The following is a 13,728-nucleotide window of genomic DNA, read 5'->3' as shown; positions in this document are numbered from 1 at the left end:
TGCTGCTACTCCTCGATCGGGGTTTCAGGTCTGCGGTGTCGCCACGAGAACGTCTCGGGCACGGGATCGCGGCCGGGTGGCGTCCAGGGGCCGCAGCGCAGCAGCCGGCGCAACGCGAGGTAGGAGCCGCGGCCGGCACCGTGCCGGGTGAGGGCTTCGACTGCGTACGCGCTGCAGCTCGGGTAGAACCGGCAAGCCGGTGGGAGGAAAGGCGAGATCGCCTTGCGGTAGAGCTTGATGGGGAGCAGCAGAACCCAGGCGACGGGACCGGGCCTCGGCGGCTCGGGTTCGCCCGTGCCGTCATCGAAGTGGTCGTGCGCTGAGTCGTGCTCGGGACTGGCTCGCATGTCGGTCACACCGCTGATCCGTGGTCGGGGGCCGCGTCCGCGGGACGCGTCGGGCAGGGGACATCCCCGGCCGGACGGCGCGACGACAGAAGCCCCAGCCGACGCAACGCGGCGTCGAGATCGGACCCGAGCTCGGCGCTGGAAGCGGTCGACGACGGCGGCAATGCCCGTACGACCAACGCCGTGCCGGCGGGCAGTGTTCCGAGTCTGGCCGAAACGAGATGACGCAACCGCCGGCTGACGCGGTGGCGGACCACCGAGTTCCCGACGGCCTTGCTCACCACAAAACCCGCCCTGGCCGCCGACTGCACAGCGTCGGCGGCCGCGGACGGGTCCGTGGTCAGGGCGTGGACGACGAGGCGGCGCCTGCCTGCCCGGGACCCGCGACGGAGAACCACGCGGAAATCCTCACTTCGCCGCAGGCGTGCGGCAGCCGGCAGCACGGCGCGCCCCGATCGTGCGATCAGGCGGACAGCGCGCCGCGGCCCTTGCGACGGCGGGCCGCCAGGATGGCCCGGCCGGCGCGGGTCCGCATGCGCAAGCGGAACCCGTGGGTCTTCGCGCGGCGGCGGTTGTTCGGCTGGAAGGTGCGCTTACCCTTGCTCACTGCTTCTCCTGTGTCTCGCGGTGTCCGTGTTCCCACCAGCCCTGGGGAGGAATTCCTTCCCCAGCGCCTGGCGTGTCGTGCGGGCGCACGGCAGTCTCTGGTGTCTCCTACCAACGTGTGGCCTCGTCACGACGAGCGACGACAACGTGGGCACGCGAAACGCACCCGTCGCATACGGGAGACCTTACGAGGGTACGCACCCCCGTCGGGCGGCCGGTAAGCACCCCCTCGGCCACGGTACGCGACCGGGCGCCGGGCACGGCGAAGTCGACGCCGTGGCACCGAATGGCCACCGGCCGTGCACCGTGAAATGCTGGCCGTCCAGGATGCCTTGTGGCCACGAGCCGGGCTTGTTAGCGTGCCTCTCTCGGGTCACCGGTCGAGGTGCACGAGTATCCGGGTGGTGGAGTGCCCACCGGCGTACGACGAGCCCGCAGGTGGCAGCACCGCGGGTCGCCGTACATTAGTGCACAGCTGTGGACAACTATGTGGATATGCGCTGTGCCGGTGCGCGGGCAGGTCTCCTGTGATCGCCGGGTGGAGTGACCGGGGAGTTCCGGGGCCGGTTCGGCCGTCCACGCCGACGAGGGGAGGGGAGCCAGACAGGTGTCGGATCACCAGCACAATCTGGGTGTCATCTGGGAACAGGTGGTACGCGAACTGTCCGACGGGACCCTGTCCCCCCAGCAGCGTGCCTGGATGCGCGTGACCCGCCCCATCGGCCTGCTCGACGGCACGGCACTCCTGGCGGCCCCCAGCGACTTCGCGAAGGAAGCGATCGAACGCGGGCTGCGCGGCGCGATCACCGACGCCCTCTCCCGGCGGCTCGGCCGCGCCATCTCGCTCGCGGTGAAGGTCGACAACACCGAGGCGGTCGCCCCGGCCGCCGCACCGCGCTACGCCCCGTCACCCGGCCGAGTGGAAAACGGCGCGAGCCTCGAAGCCGCACCGCCGCTGGCGGCCAACGGCACCCCGATGATGCCGCCGCCGCGCCCCGCCGAACCCGCGCCGCCGCTGCCCCCGCACCAGTCCCTCGCGCAGAAGCCGGACGACGGCGACGACACCGACGAAGAGGTGGACGAAGAAGGCGAGGCGCTCGCCGCGGTCCACGAGATCTGGCCGACGTTCTCCGGCCAGCCGATCGCCGGCCAGCCGTACACCGCGCCGGCGCAGCCGCAGACGTCGAAGACGAAGCTGAACGAGAAGTACACCTTCGACACGTTCGTCATCGGCGCGTCCAACCGCTTCGCCCACGCGGCCGCGGTCGCCGTCGCCGAAGCACCCGCCCGTGCGTACAACCCCCTCTTCATCTGGGGCGAGTCCGGCCTCGGCAAGACGCACCTGCTGCACGCGGTCGGCCACTACGCGCAACGGCTCTTCCCGGGCATGCGCGTCCGGTACGTCTCGACCGAAGAGTTCACGAACGACTTCATCAACTCCCTGCGCGACGACCGCAAGGTCGCCTTCCAGCGGCGGTACCGCGACATCGACATCCTGCTCGTCGACGACATCCAGTTCCTGGAGGGTAAAGAAGGTACGCAGGAAGAGTTCTTCCACACCTTCAACACGCTCCACAACGCGAACAAGCAGATCGTCGTCAGCTCCGACCGGCCGCCCAAGCGCCTCGAGACGCTGGAGGACCGGCTGCGGACGCGGTTCGAGTGGGGCCTGATCACCGACATCCAGCCGCCCGAGCTGGAGACGCGCATCGCGATCCTCCGCAAGAAGGCGGCGCAGGATCGGCTGGCGGTGCCGGGCGACGTCCTGGAGTTCATCGCCTCGCGGGTCGAGGCGAACATCCGGGAGCTCGAAGGCGCGCTGATCCGCGTCACCGCGTTCGCGTCGCTGAACCAGCAGCCGGTGGACAGCGCACTCGCCGAGATCGTGCTGCGCGACCTCATCCCCGACTCCCACGCCCCGGAGATCACCGCGCCGACCATCATGGGCGTCATCTCCGAATTCTTCGACGTGACGCTCGACGACCTCTGCGGTCCCGGCAAGACGAAGGCGCTCGCCACGGCCCGGCAGATCGCGATGTACCTCTGCCGCGAGCTGACCGACATGTCCCTGCCGAAGATCGGGCAGACCTTCGGCGGCCGCGACCACACGACCGTCATGCACGCGGACAAGAAGATCCGCAAGGAGATGGCCGAGCGCCGGCGCATCTACGACCAGGTGCAGGAGCTGACCTCGCGCATCAAGCAGCGCGCCCGCCAGTAGCAGTTCTCCCTTACCTCCCAACGACTTCGGGGCGTCCACATTGAGTGGACGCCCCTTTGTCGTCGTTGCACCCCGTCGTCATTGGACACAGTCGTCTTTGGAGTGTCTGAAGCAGCGTAGGCCGGCGAAGCAGCGAAGCGTGCGTACGCGCGCTTCGCAAACTCGTCAAAATTGTTTGTACACAAGGGGTTTTCCCCACCGTGTGGGCAGATTGCCCACAGTGCCAACGGATCTCCTACCAGCGATGACGCGGATTCGGTCCACACCCCGCCCACAGGCCATCCACAGCGCATCCACACCTTTGTCCACGCTGATTCCACAGGTTGCCCACATGCTGTGCACAGGAGGGGCCGATCACTCGGAAGGGCGATTCGGCCCCCTCCAGGTACCCCCAGACCCTGGGTACAAATCACCCCACACCTGGGGACAACTGTGGGGACAACTGGGGACAACTGTGGACGAATCGGGGGTCGGCCGAAACCATCCACGGACGCCCCGAGTTACCCACAGATCCACCACCAGGGTTCTCCACATGGCCGCAGGCCGTCCCACCTGCGCGAACGAGCTCAATCCACACAATCCACAACGCCTATTACTGCTACTGCCTTTAGATCTCTTGGAAGAGAGAAAAAGATAAAAACAGGCGGAGGACGAAGTTGGGGACAGCCGCGAGATCGTGTCGTCAAGTCGACAAAGTCAAGGGGAGGCCGAGGTGACGCCGACCGCCACGACGGCCTAACGTGGATGCCTGCACCTGGTCCGTGCTCCGGTCGCCGACGCGGAGAGCGGACCGGCCGGACGAGGCAGCCGGTCACTGCCCAGCCAGAACCGAGGCCTGGCCCGAGCCGACCCCGGCTCGGTCGTCGAAAGGATGCGCGCATGAAGATCCGCGTCGAGCGTGATGGGCTCGCCGACGCCGTCGCGTGGGTGGCCAGAAGCCTCCCTTCCCGGCCTCCGGTGCCGGTGCTGGGCGGTGTCCTCCTCGACGCTGGTTCGGATGGCGACACCGACGCGCTGACGGTCTCCGGCTTCGACTACGAGGTCTCCGCCACGGTCGGGGTCCCGGCGACGATCGCCGACGGCGGCCGCCTGCTGGTGTCCGGGCGCCTGCTCGCCGACATCACCAAGTCGCTGCCCGCGCAGCCGGTCGAGATCTCCGTCGACGGCGCGCGCGCCACCATCACCTGCGGCAGTGCGCGGTTCTCTCTGCCGACCATGCCGGTCGAGGATTACCCGCAGCTGCCGTCGCAGCCCGCCTTCGCGGGGGAGCTCGCCGGCGACGCGTTCGGCCAGGCCGTCACCCAGGTCGTCGTCGCCGCGGGCAAGGACGACACGCTGCCGATGCTCACCGGCATGCGGCTCGAGATCTCCGGCAGCTCGCTGACCCTGGTCGCGACCGACCGGTTCCGGCTCGCCATGCGCGAGTTCACCTGGCAGCCGGCCGAGGGGCTCGCCGACGCCGCGGTGCTCGTCCCGGCACGCACCCTCGCCGAAGCGGCCAAGACGCTCGGCGCGAGCGGCGCCACGATCCGCCTCGCCCTCGCCAGCGGCGAAGGCCTGCTCGGTCTGTCCGGTTCCGGGCGCTACACGACGACCCGGCTGCTCGACGCGGAATTCCCGCCGTACCGCCAGCTGCTGCCGGCGACGCACACCTCGCGCGCGGTCATCGAAGTGTCGGCGCTCACCGAGTCCATCAAGCGCGTTTCGCTGGTCGCGGAGCGGGGGACTCAGGTACGACTGGAATTCGGGGACAACACGCTGCGGTTGTCCGCGGGTGGTGACGACGAGGGCAGCGCAGAAGAGGAGCTGCAGGTCGAGTACGAAGGTGAGCCGGTGACCATCGCGTTCAACCCGGGGTACCTCGTCGACGGCCTCGGCGCGCTCCACAGCGACCGGGCGGAGCTGACGTTCACGACACCGAACCGGCCCGCGCTCATCAAGCCCGCCGATCCGGAGGGCAACGTCGTCCCCGGCTACCTCTACCTCCTGATGCCGGTCCGCCTCCCGGGCTGACCGTCACTTTCTTGAGCACGTAAGGGGATCTCATGGTTCAGCTCGGTCTGATCGGCCTGGGCAAGATGGGCTTCAACATGCGTGAGCGGCTGCGTGCGGCCGGTCACGAGGTGGTCGGCTACGACCGCAACCCGGACGTCAGCGACACGACTTCGCTCGAAGACCTCGTGTCCAAACTGGACGCTCCGCGGATCGTGTGGATCATGGTGCCGGCCGGCGAGCCGACCCGGCAGACGGTCACGGAGCTGGGCAACCTGCTCTCCGCCGGCGACATGGTCATCGACGGTGGCAACTCCAAGTACACCGACGACAAGCTGAACGCCGACCTGCTGGCCGCGAAGAGCATCGGCTACGCCGACTGCGGTGTCTCCGGCGGTGTGTGGGGCAAGGACAACGGCTACGGCCTGATGGTCGGTGGCGCGGCCGCCGACGTCGAGCGGGCGATGCCGATCTTCGACGCGCTGCGTCCCGAGGGGCCCCGCGAAGAGGGCTTCTCGCACGCGGGCGACGTCGGCGCGGGTCACTACGCGAAGATGATCCACAACGGCATCGAGTACGGCATGATGCAGGCCTTCGCCGAGGGCTTCGAGCTGCTCGAGGCGGCCAAGGTCGTCAACGACGTGCCCGCGGTGATCAAGGGCTGGCAGCGCGGCACGGTCGTCCGGTCCTGGCTGCTCGACCTGCTCGTGCGCGCGCTCGACGAGGACCCGGAGCTGGACGACCTCGAGGGCTACGTCGAGGATTCGGGCGAAGGCCGCTGGACGCTGGAAGAGGCGATCAACAACGCGGTGCCGGCGCCGGTCATCTCGGCCGCGCTGTTCGCGCGATTCGCCTCGCGGCAGGAGCACTCGGCCGCGATGCGCGCGGTCGCGGCACTGCGCAACCAGTTCGGCGGGCACGCCGTGAAGAAGGCCGGCGGATAAGGGGCGCGGTCCCCGAAAGCAGGCACCGTGTATCTGCGACACCTGCAGGTCACCGACTTCCGCTCCTGGCCACAGGCCGATCTCGCCCTCGAACCGGGGCCGACCGTGCTGGTCGGCCAGAACGGCCGCGGCAAGACCAACCTGCTGGAGGCGATCGGGTACGTCGCGACACTGGGCTCGCACCGCGTCGCGACGGACGCGCCGCTGATCCGGCACGGCTGCGAGCGCGCGCTGGTGCGGGTCGCGGTGGTCAACGACGACCGCGAGCTGACCGTCGAACTCGAGATCACCGCCGGCCGGGCGAACCGCGCCCGGGTCAACCGCGGTGCGGTCGGCAGGCCGCGTGACGTGCTCGGGATCCTGCGCACGGTGCTGTTCTCGCCGGAGGACCTCGCGCTCGTGCGTGGCGACCCGGGTGAGCGGCGCCGGTTCCTCGACGAGCTGCTGGTGCTGCGCGCGCCGCGCTACGCCGGGGTCCGCGCGGACTACGAGAAGGTGCTGAAGCAGCGCAACGCCCTGCTCAAGACGGCGGGCAAGCGCCGGACCGGCCGCGAAGACCCGTATGCGCTGTCGACGCTCGAGGTCTGGGACGACCACCTCGCGGTGACGGGCGCGGAGCTGCTGGCCGCGCGCCTGAACCTCGTCGCCGACCTCGCGCCGTACGCCGCTTCGGCGTACATGGGGGTCGCGCCCGACTCGCGGCCGGCGAAGATCGCCTACCGGTCGTCGCTGGGTGCGGGCCTGCCGGAGACGTACGGCGTCCCGGACGGTGAACGGGCGCAACCCGAGGTCGTGAAGGACGTCTTACTGAAGGCGCTCGGAGAGGCCAGGAAGGCCGAGCTCGAGCGCGGGATCAGCCTGGTCGGCCCGCACCGGGACGAGCTGGAGCTGATCCTGGGCGACGCGCCGGCCAAGGGCTACGCGAGTCACGGCGAGTCGTGGTCGTTCGCGCTCAGCCTCCGACTCGGCAGCTACGAGCTGCTGCGCGGGGAGGCGGGCGAGCCGGTGCTGCTGCTCGACGACGTGTTCGCCGAGCTGGACCGGAAGCGCCGGGCCCGGCTGGCCGAGGTGGCCGCGAGCGCCGAACAGGTGCTGGTGACCGCGGCCGTCGACGAAGACGTACCCCGGGAGCTGACCGGCCACCGGTTCGTGGTGGCGGACGGTGAGATCTCGGGTGGCTGAGCAGGGCGGACGGAGACCGGCTAGATCGAACCGGGCACCGCGTGTGATCGTCGACACAGCAGTTACCCACCGATCTGGGGACAAACCTGTGGACAGTGTGGATAAACCCGTGCCCGAGTTATCGCCCGGCGTCACCAAACCGCCGAAACAGCCGCTTGACACCCCTCGCACGGGCGATAACCCAGCAGGGAAGCGACCACCGAGCACGCAGAGTGAAGGCGGCGCTGCTCCGAACGGGACGCCTCCGACGGGCCGCGACCTGGCGCACGCCGCGCTCGAGGCCGCGAAAGCCAAGGCGAAGGAACGGGGCACCCCGCCCGGGCGACGTCCCGCGGTCCGCGGGACGTCGCAGAACCCGCGTCGTCGCCGCTGGTCGGGGCCGGGCGCGGACGCGCGCGACCCCCAGCCGCTCGGCCGGCTCGTGCGGAACCTGGTCAACAACAGCGGCTGGGGCGGGAGCATGGCCACCGCCCAGGTGTTCGCGCAGTGGGCGAAGCTCGTCGGGGAGGACGTCGCCGAACACGCCCAGCCGGTCGTGCTGAAAGACGGTGAGCTCACCGTCCGCGCCAGCTCGACGGCGTGGGCCACCCAGCTCCGGTTGCTGCAGGGAAAGCTGCTGGCCAAGATCGCGGCGGGGGTCGGCAACGGGGTCGTGAAGCGGATGCGGATCCAGGGGCCGACCGCCCCGAGCTGGCGGAAAGGGCCCCGTCACGTGCCGGGTCGCGGCCCTCGTGACACGTACGGCTGACCCGGGTTGCGCCAAGCTCGGTTGAATGCGCCGAGAACGCATCCAGACCCGCCGAAATACGTCAAGACTTGGCTCGAACCGATTTCGTCCGTCTGTGACGCGTTCAGGGGTGTCCTTGCCGCATGTCAGCGGACGCGGCCAAGTACACTGGGAGGGAGCGAACGTCCGCTCGGGCTAGACGAGGAGAAACAAGGCCTGTGACCGAGAACAAGAGCGAGTACAACGCGTCGTCGATCACGGTGCTCGAAGGCCTCGAGGCGGTCCGCAAGCGCCCTGGCATGTACATCGGTTCCACCAGCGAACGCGGGCTGCACCACCTCGTCCAGGAGGTCGTCGACAACTCGGTCGACGAGGCGATGGCCGGTCACGCCACCAAGGTCGAGGTTACTCTTCTCGCCGACGGCGGGGTGCGCGTCGTCGACGACGGCCGCGGCATCCCGGTCGACATGCACCCCAAGGAGAAGAAGCCGACCCTCGAGGTCGTGCTCACCGTCCTCCACGCGGGCGGCAAGTTCGACAGCGACTCGTACGCGGTGTCCGGCGGCCTGCACGGCGTCGGCGTCTCCGTGGTGAACGCGCTCTCGACGAGACTGCTCGCCGAGGTCAAGTACGGCGGCCGCAGCTGGCGCCAGCTGTACACCGATCAGATCCCTGGAACCCTCGAAGACCTCGGCCCGGCGAACGAGACCGGCACCACGATCACGTTCTGGGCCGACAGCGGCATCTTCGAGACGACGACCTACAACTTCGAGACCATCTCGCGCCGGCTCCAGGAGATGGCGTTCCTCAACAAGGGGCTGACGCTGTCGCTGCGCGACGAACGCGTCGCCGACGAGGAGACCGAAGCGGACGCCGAGGGCAAGGTCGCCCGGATCAAGGAAAAGACCTACTGCTACCCGGGCGGGCTCGAGGACTTCGTCAAGCACATCAACGGCAGCAAGGACCCGATCCACCCCAGCGTGATCTCCTTCGACGCCAAGGGCCCCGGCCTCGAGGTCGAGGTCGCGATGCAGTGGAACACCGGGTTCACGCCGTCGGTGTACACGTTCGCCAACACGATCAACACCCACGAGGGCGGCACCCACGAAGAGGGCTTCCGCGCCGCGCTGACCCGCGTCGTCAACACGTACGCGCGCGACAAGAAGCTCCTCAAGGAGAAGGACACCAACCTGACCGGTGACGACGTGCGCGAGGGTCTCGCCGCGATCGTCTCGATCAAGCTGTCCGAGCCGCAGTTCGAGGGCCAGACCAAGACCAAGCTGGGCAACAGCGAGGCCAAGACGTTCGTGCAGCAGACGTCGAACGAGTGGCTGGCCGACTGGTTCGAGCGCAACCCCACCGAGGCGAAGACGATCATCAACAAGTCGATCTCTTCGGCGCAGGCCCGGATGGCCGCGCGCAAGGCGCGTGACCTGGTCCGCCGCAAGGGCGCGCTCGACATCGGCGGCCTGCCCGGCAAGCTCAAGGACTGCCGCTCCACCAAGCCGGAGGAGTGCGAGCTCTACATCGTCGAGGGTGACTCGGCCGGCGGCTCGGCCAAGGAGGGCCGGGACTCGATGTACCAGGCGATCCTGCCGATCCGCGGCAAGATCATCAACGTCGAGAAGGCCCGCATCGACCGCGTCCTCAAGAACACCGAGGTCCAGTCGCTGATCACCGCGCTCGGCACCGGCATCCACGACGAGTTCGACCTCTCGAAGCTGCGCTACCACAAGATCGTGCTGATGGCCGACGCCGACGTCGACGGCCAGCACATCACCACACTGCTGCTCACCCTGCTGTTCCGGTTCATGACGCCGCTGATCGAGCACGGCCACGTCTTCCTGTCGCGGCCGCCGCTGTACAAGATCAAGTGGCCGCGGGCCGAGCCGGAGTACGCGTACTCCGACCGCGAGCGCGACGCCGTCATCCGGGCGGGGGTCGAGGCCGGCAAGCGGCTGCCGAAGGACGACGCGATCCAGCGCTACAAGGGTCTCGGCGAGATGAACGCCGAAGAGCTGTGGGAGACCACGATGGACCCGGCCAACCGGCTGCTGGGCCGGGTCACCCTCGATGACGCCGCCCAGGCCGACGACCTGTTCTCGGTCCTGATGGGCGAGGACGTCGAGGCCCGCCGCTCGTTCATCACGCGCAACGCCAAGGACGTGCGCTTCCTGGACGTGTAGGCGTCCCCCCGTTCTTCGTCCCGCCAGGACCCCCGCACTCGAGAAGGACCTCATGACGGAAACCTTGCCGCCGGCTCCGGACCACGACCGGATCGAACCGGTCGACATCCAGCAGGAGATGCAGCGCTCCTACATCGACTACGCGATGAGCGTCATCGTGTCGCGCGCGTTGCCGGACGTCCGGGACGGGCTCAAGCCGGTGCACCGGCGGGTGCTGTACTCGATGTTCGACTCCGGTTTCCGGCCGGACCGCGGGTACAACAAGTGTTCCCGCGTCGTCGGCGACGTCATGGGCAACTACCACCCGCACGGTGACTCGGCGATCTACGACGCGCTGGTCCGGCTCGCGCAGCCGTGGTCGATGCGGTACCCGCTGATCGACGGGCAGGGCAACTTCGGCTCGCCGGGCAACGACCCCGCGGCCGCCATGCGGTACACGGAGTCCCGGCTCGCGCCGCTGGCCATGCAGATGCTGGCCGACATCGAAGAAGACACCGTCGACTTCTCCGACAACTACGACGGCCGTACGCAGGAGCCGGACGTCCTGCCGTCCCGGTTCCCGAACCTGCTGGTCAACGGTGGTTCCGGGATCGCGGTCGGGATGGCGACGAACATCCCGCCGCACAACCTGCGGGAGGTCTCCGAGGGCGTCGTCTGGGCGTTGGAGAACCCCGAAGCGACCGACGACGAGCTGCTGGCCGCGCTGCTGGTGCGGGTCAAGGGCCCGGACTTCCCGACGAAGGCGATGATCCTCGGCACGTCCGGCATCGAGGACGCCTACCGCACCGGCCGCGGCTCGGTCCGGATGCGCGCGATCGTCGAGGTGGAAGAGGACGCGAAGGGCCGCACGATCCTGGTCGTGTCCGAGCTGCCTTACCAGGTCAACCCGGACAACCTGGTCGAGAACATCGCGAACCTGGTCCGCGACGGCAAGCTCACCGGCATCTCCGACATCGCCGACGAGTCCAACAGCCGTTCGGGCATGCGGATCGTCGTCACGATCAAGCGGGACGCGGTCGCGAAGGTCGTGCTGAACAACCTGTTCAAGCACACCCAGCTGCAGCAGAACTTCGGCGTCAACATGCTGGCGCTGGTCGACGGCGTGCCGCGCACGCTGCGGCTCGACCAGATCATCCGGCACTACGTGAACCACCAGGTCGAAGTCATCGTCCGGCGGACCCGCTTCCGCCTGAAGAAGGCCGAAGAGCGGGCCCACATCCTGCGTGGGTACGTCAAGGCGCTGGACATGCTCGACGAGGTCATTGCCCTCATCCGGCGGTCGCCCTCGGCGGACGAAGCCCGGCCGGCCCTGATGGAGCTGCTGGACGTCGACGAAATCCAGGCGACCGCGATCCTCGACATGCAGCTGCGGCGCCTCGCCGCACTGGAGCGCCAGCGGATCATCGACCAGCTGGCCGAGATCGAACTGGAGATCGCCGACCTCAAGGACATCCTCGAGAAGCCGGAGCGCCAGCGCGCGATCATCCGCGACGAGCTGATGGCGATCGTCGAGAAGTACGGCGACGACCGGCGCACGAAGATCATCGGCTTCAGCGGCGACGTCACCGACGAAGAGCTCATCGCGGTCGAGGACGTCGTCGTCACCATCACCCGCACGGGGTACGCCAAGCGGACGAAAACGGATCTCTACCGCTCGCAGAAGCGCGGCGGCAAGGGCGTGCAGGGCGCGACGCTCAAGCAGGACGACATCGTCCAGCACTTCTTCGTCTGCTCGACGCACGACTGGATCCTGTTCTTCACGAACAAGGGCCGCGTCTACCGGACCAAGGCGTACGACCTGCCCGAGGCCAACCGCAACGCGCGCGGCCAGCACGTGGCGAACCTGATGGCGTTCCAGCCGGACGAGAAGATCGCCCAGGTCATCCAGATCAAGAACTACGAGGTCGCGCCGTACCTGGTGCTCGCCACCAAGCGCGGCCTGGTGAAGAAGACCAAGCTCACCGACTTCGACTCCAACCGCTCCGGCGGCCTCATCGCCATCAACCTCCGCGAAGGCGACGAGCTGGTCGGCGCGGTGCTGGCAGCGGCCGAGGACGACCTGCTGCTGGTGTCGGCGGAAGGCCAGTCCATCCGCTTCCACGCGACCGACGAGGCGCTGCGGCCGATGGGCCGCCCGACGTCCGGCGTGATGGGCATGCGGTTCAACGACGGTGACGAGCTGCTGGGTATCAGCGTGGTCAAGGAGGGCAAGTTCCTGCTGGTGGCCACCGACGGCGGCTACTCGAAGCGCACGGCGATCGAGGACTACCCGGTCCAGGGCCGCGGCGGCAAGGGCGTGCTCACCATTCAGCACGACCGGAAACGTGGCAGGCTGGTGGGTGCGCTCATCGTCGACGCCGAGGACGAGCTCTACGCGATCACCTCGAGCGGCGGCGTGATCCGGACGCCGGCGGGCGACGTGCGCAAGGCAGGACGGCAGACGAAGGGGGTCCGGCTGATGAATCTCGGCGAAGGCACCACTCTTCTCGCGGTCGCACGCAACGCGGACGAGCCCTCGGACGTCGCCAATGGTGACACCCCCGAGGACACCACCGGTGAAGTCGCCGGTGACGCCCCGGAAGCACCTGAAGCGGGTGAAGAAACGACGGCGCAGTAAGTTCGGCTACGGACAGCGCCCCCACGGCACGGGTAAGGACTGACTCTTCGTGACACCATCCGAGAATCCCGAGGCAGCGGGTTCGAACGGAACGCCGGCGAGCCCGCCTTGGCAGCGGGTCGACAAGGAAGGCGACGCCGAAGCGACGGTCAAGCTGGCCACGGACGAGGCGCTGTACAAAGCCGAGCCCCCGGCCGGGGAGACGCAGCCCGTCACCGCCGAACAACGCCCGGTGGTGACGGGAAGTGCGGCACCCCGCCTCTTCGGCGGCGCCGGCGACACGCCACCGGGCGGCGAACAGGCCGTCCCATCGGCCTCGACGCAGCGAGCTCGCCCGAGCGCGCTGCGCCGCCCGGGCCGCGGCCCCCGCCGCGCGTCGCTGCAGGTGAAGCGGTTCGACCCGTGGTCGGTGCTCAAGCTGTCCCTGGTACTGGGCGTCGCGATGTTCTTCGTCTGGCTGGTGGCGGTCGGCGTGCTGTACACGGTCCTCGACGGCATGGGCGTCTGGGACAAGCTGAACGGCACGTACTCGTCCTTGGTGGGCGGCGAAGGCCCCAACGCCTCGGCCGAACCGCTGATCAGCGCGGGCCGGGTGTTCGGCATCGCGGCCATCCTCGGCGCGATCAACATCGTCTTGGTCTCGGCGCTGGCCACGGTGAGCGCCTTCATCTACAACGTGTCGGCAGACCTGGCGGGCGGCCTCGAGGTCACCCTGTCCGAACGCGAGTGACCCCGTTGCAGGGCCCCTTCGGGGGTCCTGTAAAGTTCTTCTCGTTCGAGGGCCTATAGCTCAGGCGGTTAGAGCGCTTCGCTGATAACGAAGAGGTCCCAGGTTCAAGTCCTGGTAGGCCCACGCAGGTCAAGCCCGGTTCACCTCACTGGTGAGTCGGGCTTTTTGCTGCCTGC

The 13,728-nt window shown here is 68.6% G+C and carries 11 protein-coding genes and 1 tRNA gene; 9 read left to right on the top strand and 3 right to left on the bottom strand.

All coding sequences use genetic code 11. The features are described 5' to 3' along the window. Positions 1–5: 5 nt before the first annotated feature. Genes yidD through rpmH form a run of 3 tightly spaced genes read right to left on the bottom strand, consistent with a single transcriptional unit; the run spans position 6 to position 954 of the window. Positions 6–347 (bottom strand): membrane protein insertion efficiency factor YidD, encoded by a 342-nt coding sequence (yidD, locus tag AB0F15_RS13855; protein ID WP_360270003.1) that lies wholly within the window; start codon positions 345–347, stop codon positions 6–8. A 5-nt stretch (positions 348–352) separates the two neighbouring features. After that, positions 353–790 carry a ribonuclease P protein component gene (rnpA, locus tag AB0F15_RS13850; RefSeq protein ID WP_360269783.1) on the bottom strand — a complete coding sequence of 146 codons (438 nt, stop codon included), beginning with the start codon at positions 788–790 and terminating at the stop codon, positions 353–355. A gap of 20 nt (positions 791–810) precedes the next feature. Beyond that, entirely contained in the window at positions 811–954 is a 144-nt protein-coding gene (rpmH, locus tag AB0F15_RS13845; RefSeq protein WP_013231070.1) for a 50S ribosomal protein L34, read from the bottom strand. A gap of 606 nt (positions 955–1,560) precedes the next feature. On the opposite strand from rpmH, the gene dnaA reads away from it, so the two are divergent. The 9 genes from dnaA to AB0F15_RS13800 all read left to right on the top strand — a co-directional run bounded on the left by dnaA (position 1,561) and on the right by AB0F15_RS13800 (position 13,675). Continuing rightward, positions 1,561–3,174, top strand: coding sequence for a chromosomal replication initiator protein DnaA (dnaA, locus tag AB0F15_RS13840; RefSeq protein ID WP_360269781.1), 1,614 nt, complete (start codon positions 1,561–1,563; stop codon positions 3,172–3,174). An 879-nt stretch (positions 3,175–4,053) separates the two neighbouring features. Continuing rightward, a complete protein-coding gene (gene dnaN, locus AB0F15_RS13835) occupies positions 4,054–5,187 on the top strand; it encodes a DNA polymerase III subunit beta (RefSeq protein WP_360269779.1) in 1,134 nt (377 codons plus the stop codon). Positions 5,188–5,219: 32 nt separating this feature from the next. Continuing rightward, positions 5,220–6,110, top strand: a complete 891-nt coding sequence (gene gnd / locus AB0F15_RS13830) for a phosphogluconate dehydrogenase (NAD(+)-dependent, decarboxylating) (RefSeq protein ID WP_360269777.1) — start codon at positions 5,220–5,222, stop codon at positions 6,108–6,110. Between the two features lie 27 nt (positions 6,111–6,137). Then, on the top strand, positions 6,138–7,292 hold the full coding sequence (gene recF, locus AB0F15_RS13825; RefSeq protein ID WP_360269775.1) for a DNA replication/repair protein RecF: 1,155 nt from the start codon (positions 6,138–6,140) through the stop codon (positions 7,290–7,292). A gap of 259 nt (positions 7,293–7,551) precedes the next feature. Continuing rightward, positions 7,552–8,040, top strand: a complete 489-nt coding sequence (locus AB0F15_RS13820; RefSeq protein WP_360270001.1) for a DciA family protein — start codon at positions 7,552–7,554, stop codon at positions 8,038–8,040. Positions 8,041–8,237: 197 nt separating this feature from the next. Then, the gene (gene gyrB / locus AB0F15_RS13815; protein WP_360269774.1) at positions 8,238–10,205 is read left to right on the top strand and encodes a DNA topoisomerase (ATP-hydrolyzing) subunit B; all 1,968 of its coding nucleotides are present in this window, start codon (positions 8,238–8,240) and stop codon (positions 10,203–10,205) included. A gap of 52 nt (positions 10,206–10,257) precedes the next feature. After that, complete coding sequence (gene gyrA / locus AB0F15_RS13810) at positions 10,258–12,822, top strand: DNA gyrase subunit A (RefSeq protein WP_360269772.1); 2,565 nt, start codon at positions 10,258–10,260, stop codon at positions 12,820–12,822. A 49-nt stretch (positions 12,823–12,871) separates the two neighbouring features. Beyond that, complete coding sequence (locus AB0F15_RS13805; protein ID WP_360269771.1) at positions 12,872–13,552, top strand: DUF3566 domain-containing protein; 681 nt, start codon at positions 12,872–12,874, stop codon at positions 13,550–13,552. A gap of 49 nt (positions 13,553–13,601) precedes the next feature. After that, positions 13,602–13,675: transfer RNA gene (locus AB0F15_RS13800), tRNA-Ile, on the top strand. Positions 13,676–13,728: the final 53 nt, after the last annotated feature.

The organism is Amycolatopsis sp. NPDC026612, assembly GCF_040638285.1.
In the GTDB taxonomy this organism is placed as follows: domain Bacteria; phylum Actinomycetota; class Actinomycetes; order Mycobacteriales; family Pseudonocardiaceae; genus Amycolatopsis.
Note: the sequence above shows the minus strand (reverse complement) of the source record. Positions and strands in the feature narration are given on the sequence as shown.

What these genes read in the sequence shown, in the direction of transcription:
- yidD (WP_360270003.1), bottom strand. Translation starts at nt 347, where the DNA reads ATGCGAGCCAGTCCCGAGCACGACTCAGCGCACGACCACTTCGATGAC.
- dnaN (WP_360269779.1), top strand. Translation starts at nt 4,054, where the DNA reads ATGAAGATCCGCGTCGAGCGTGATGGGCTCGCCGACGCCGTCGCGTGG.
- gnd (WP_360269777.1), top strand. Translation starts at nt 5,220, where the DNA reads ATGGTTCAGCTCGGTCTGATCGGCCTGGGCAAGATGGGCTTCAACATG.
- gyrA (WP_360269772.1), top strand. Translation starts at nt 10,258, where the DNA reads ATGACGGAAACCTTGCCGCCGGCTCCGGACCACGACCGGATCGAACCG.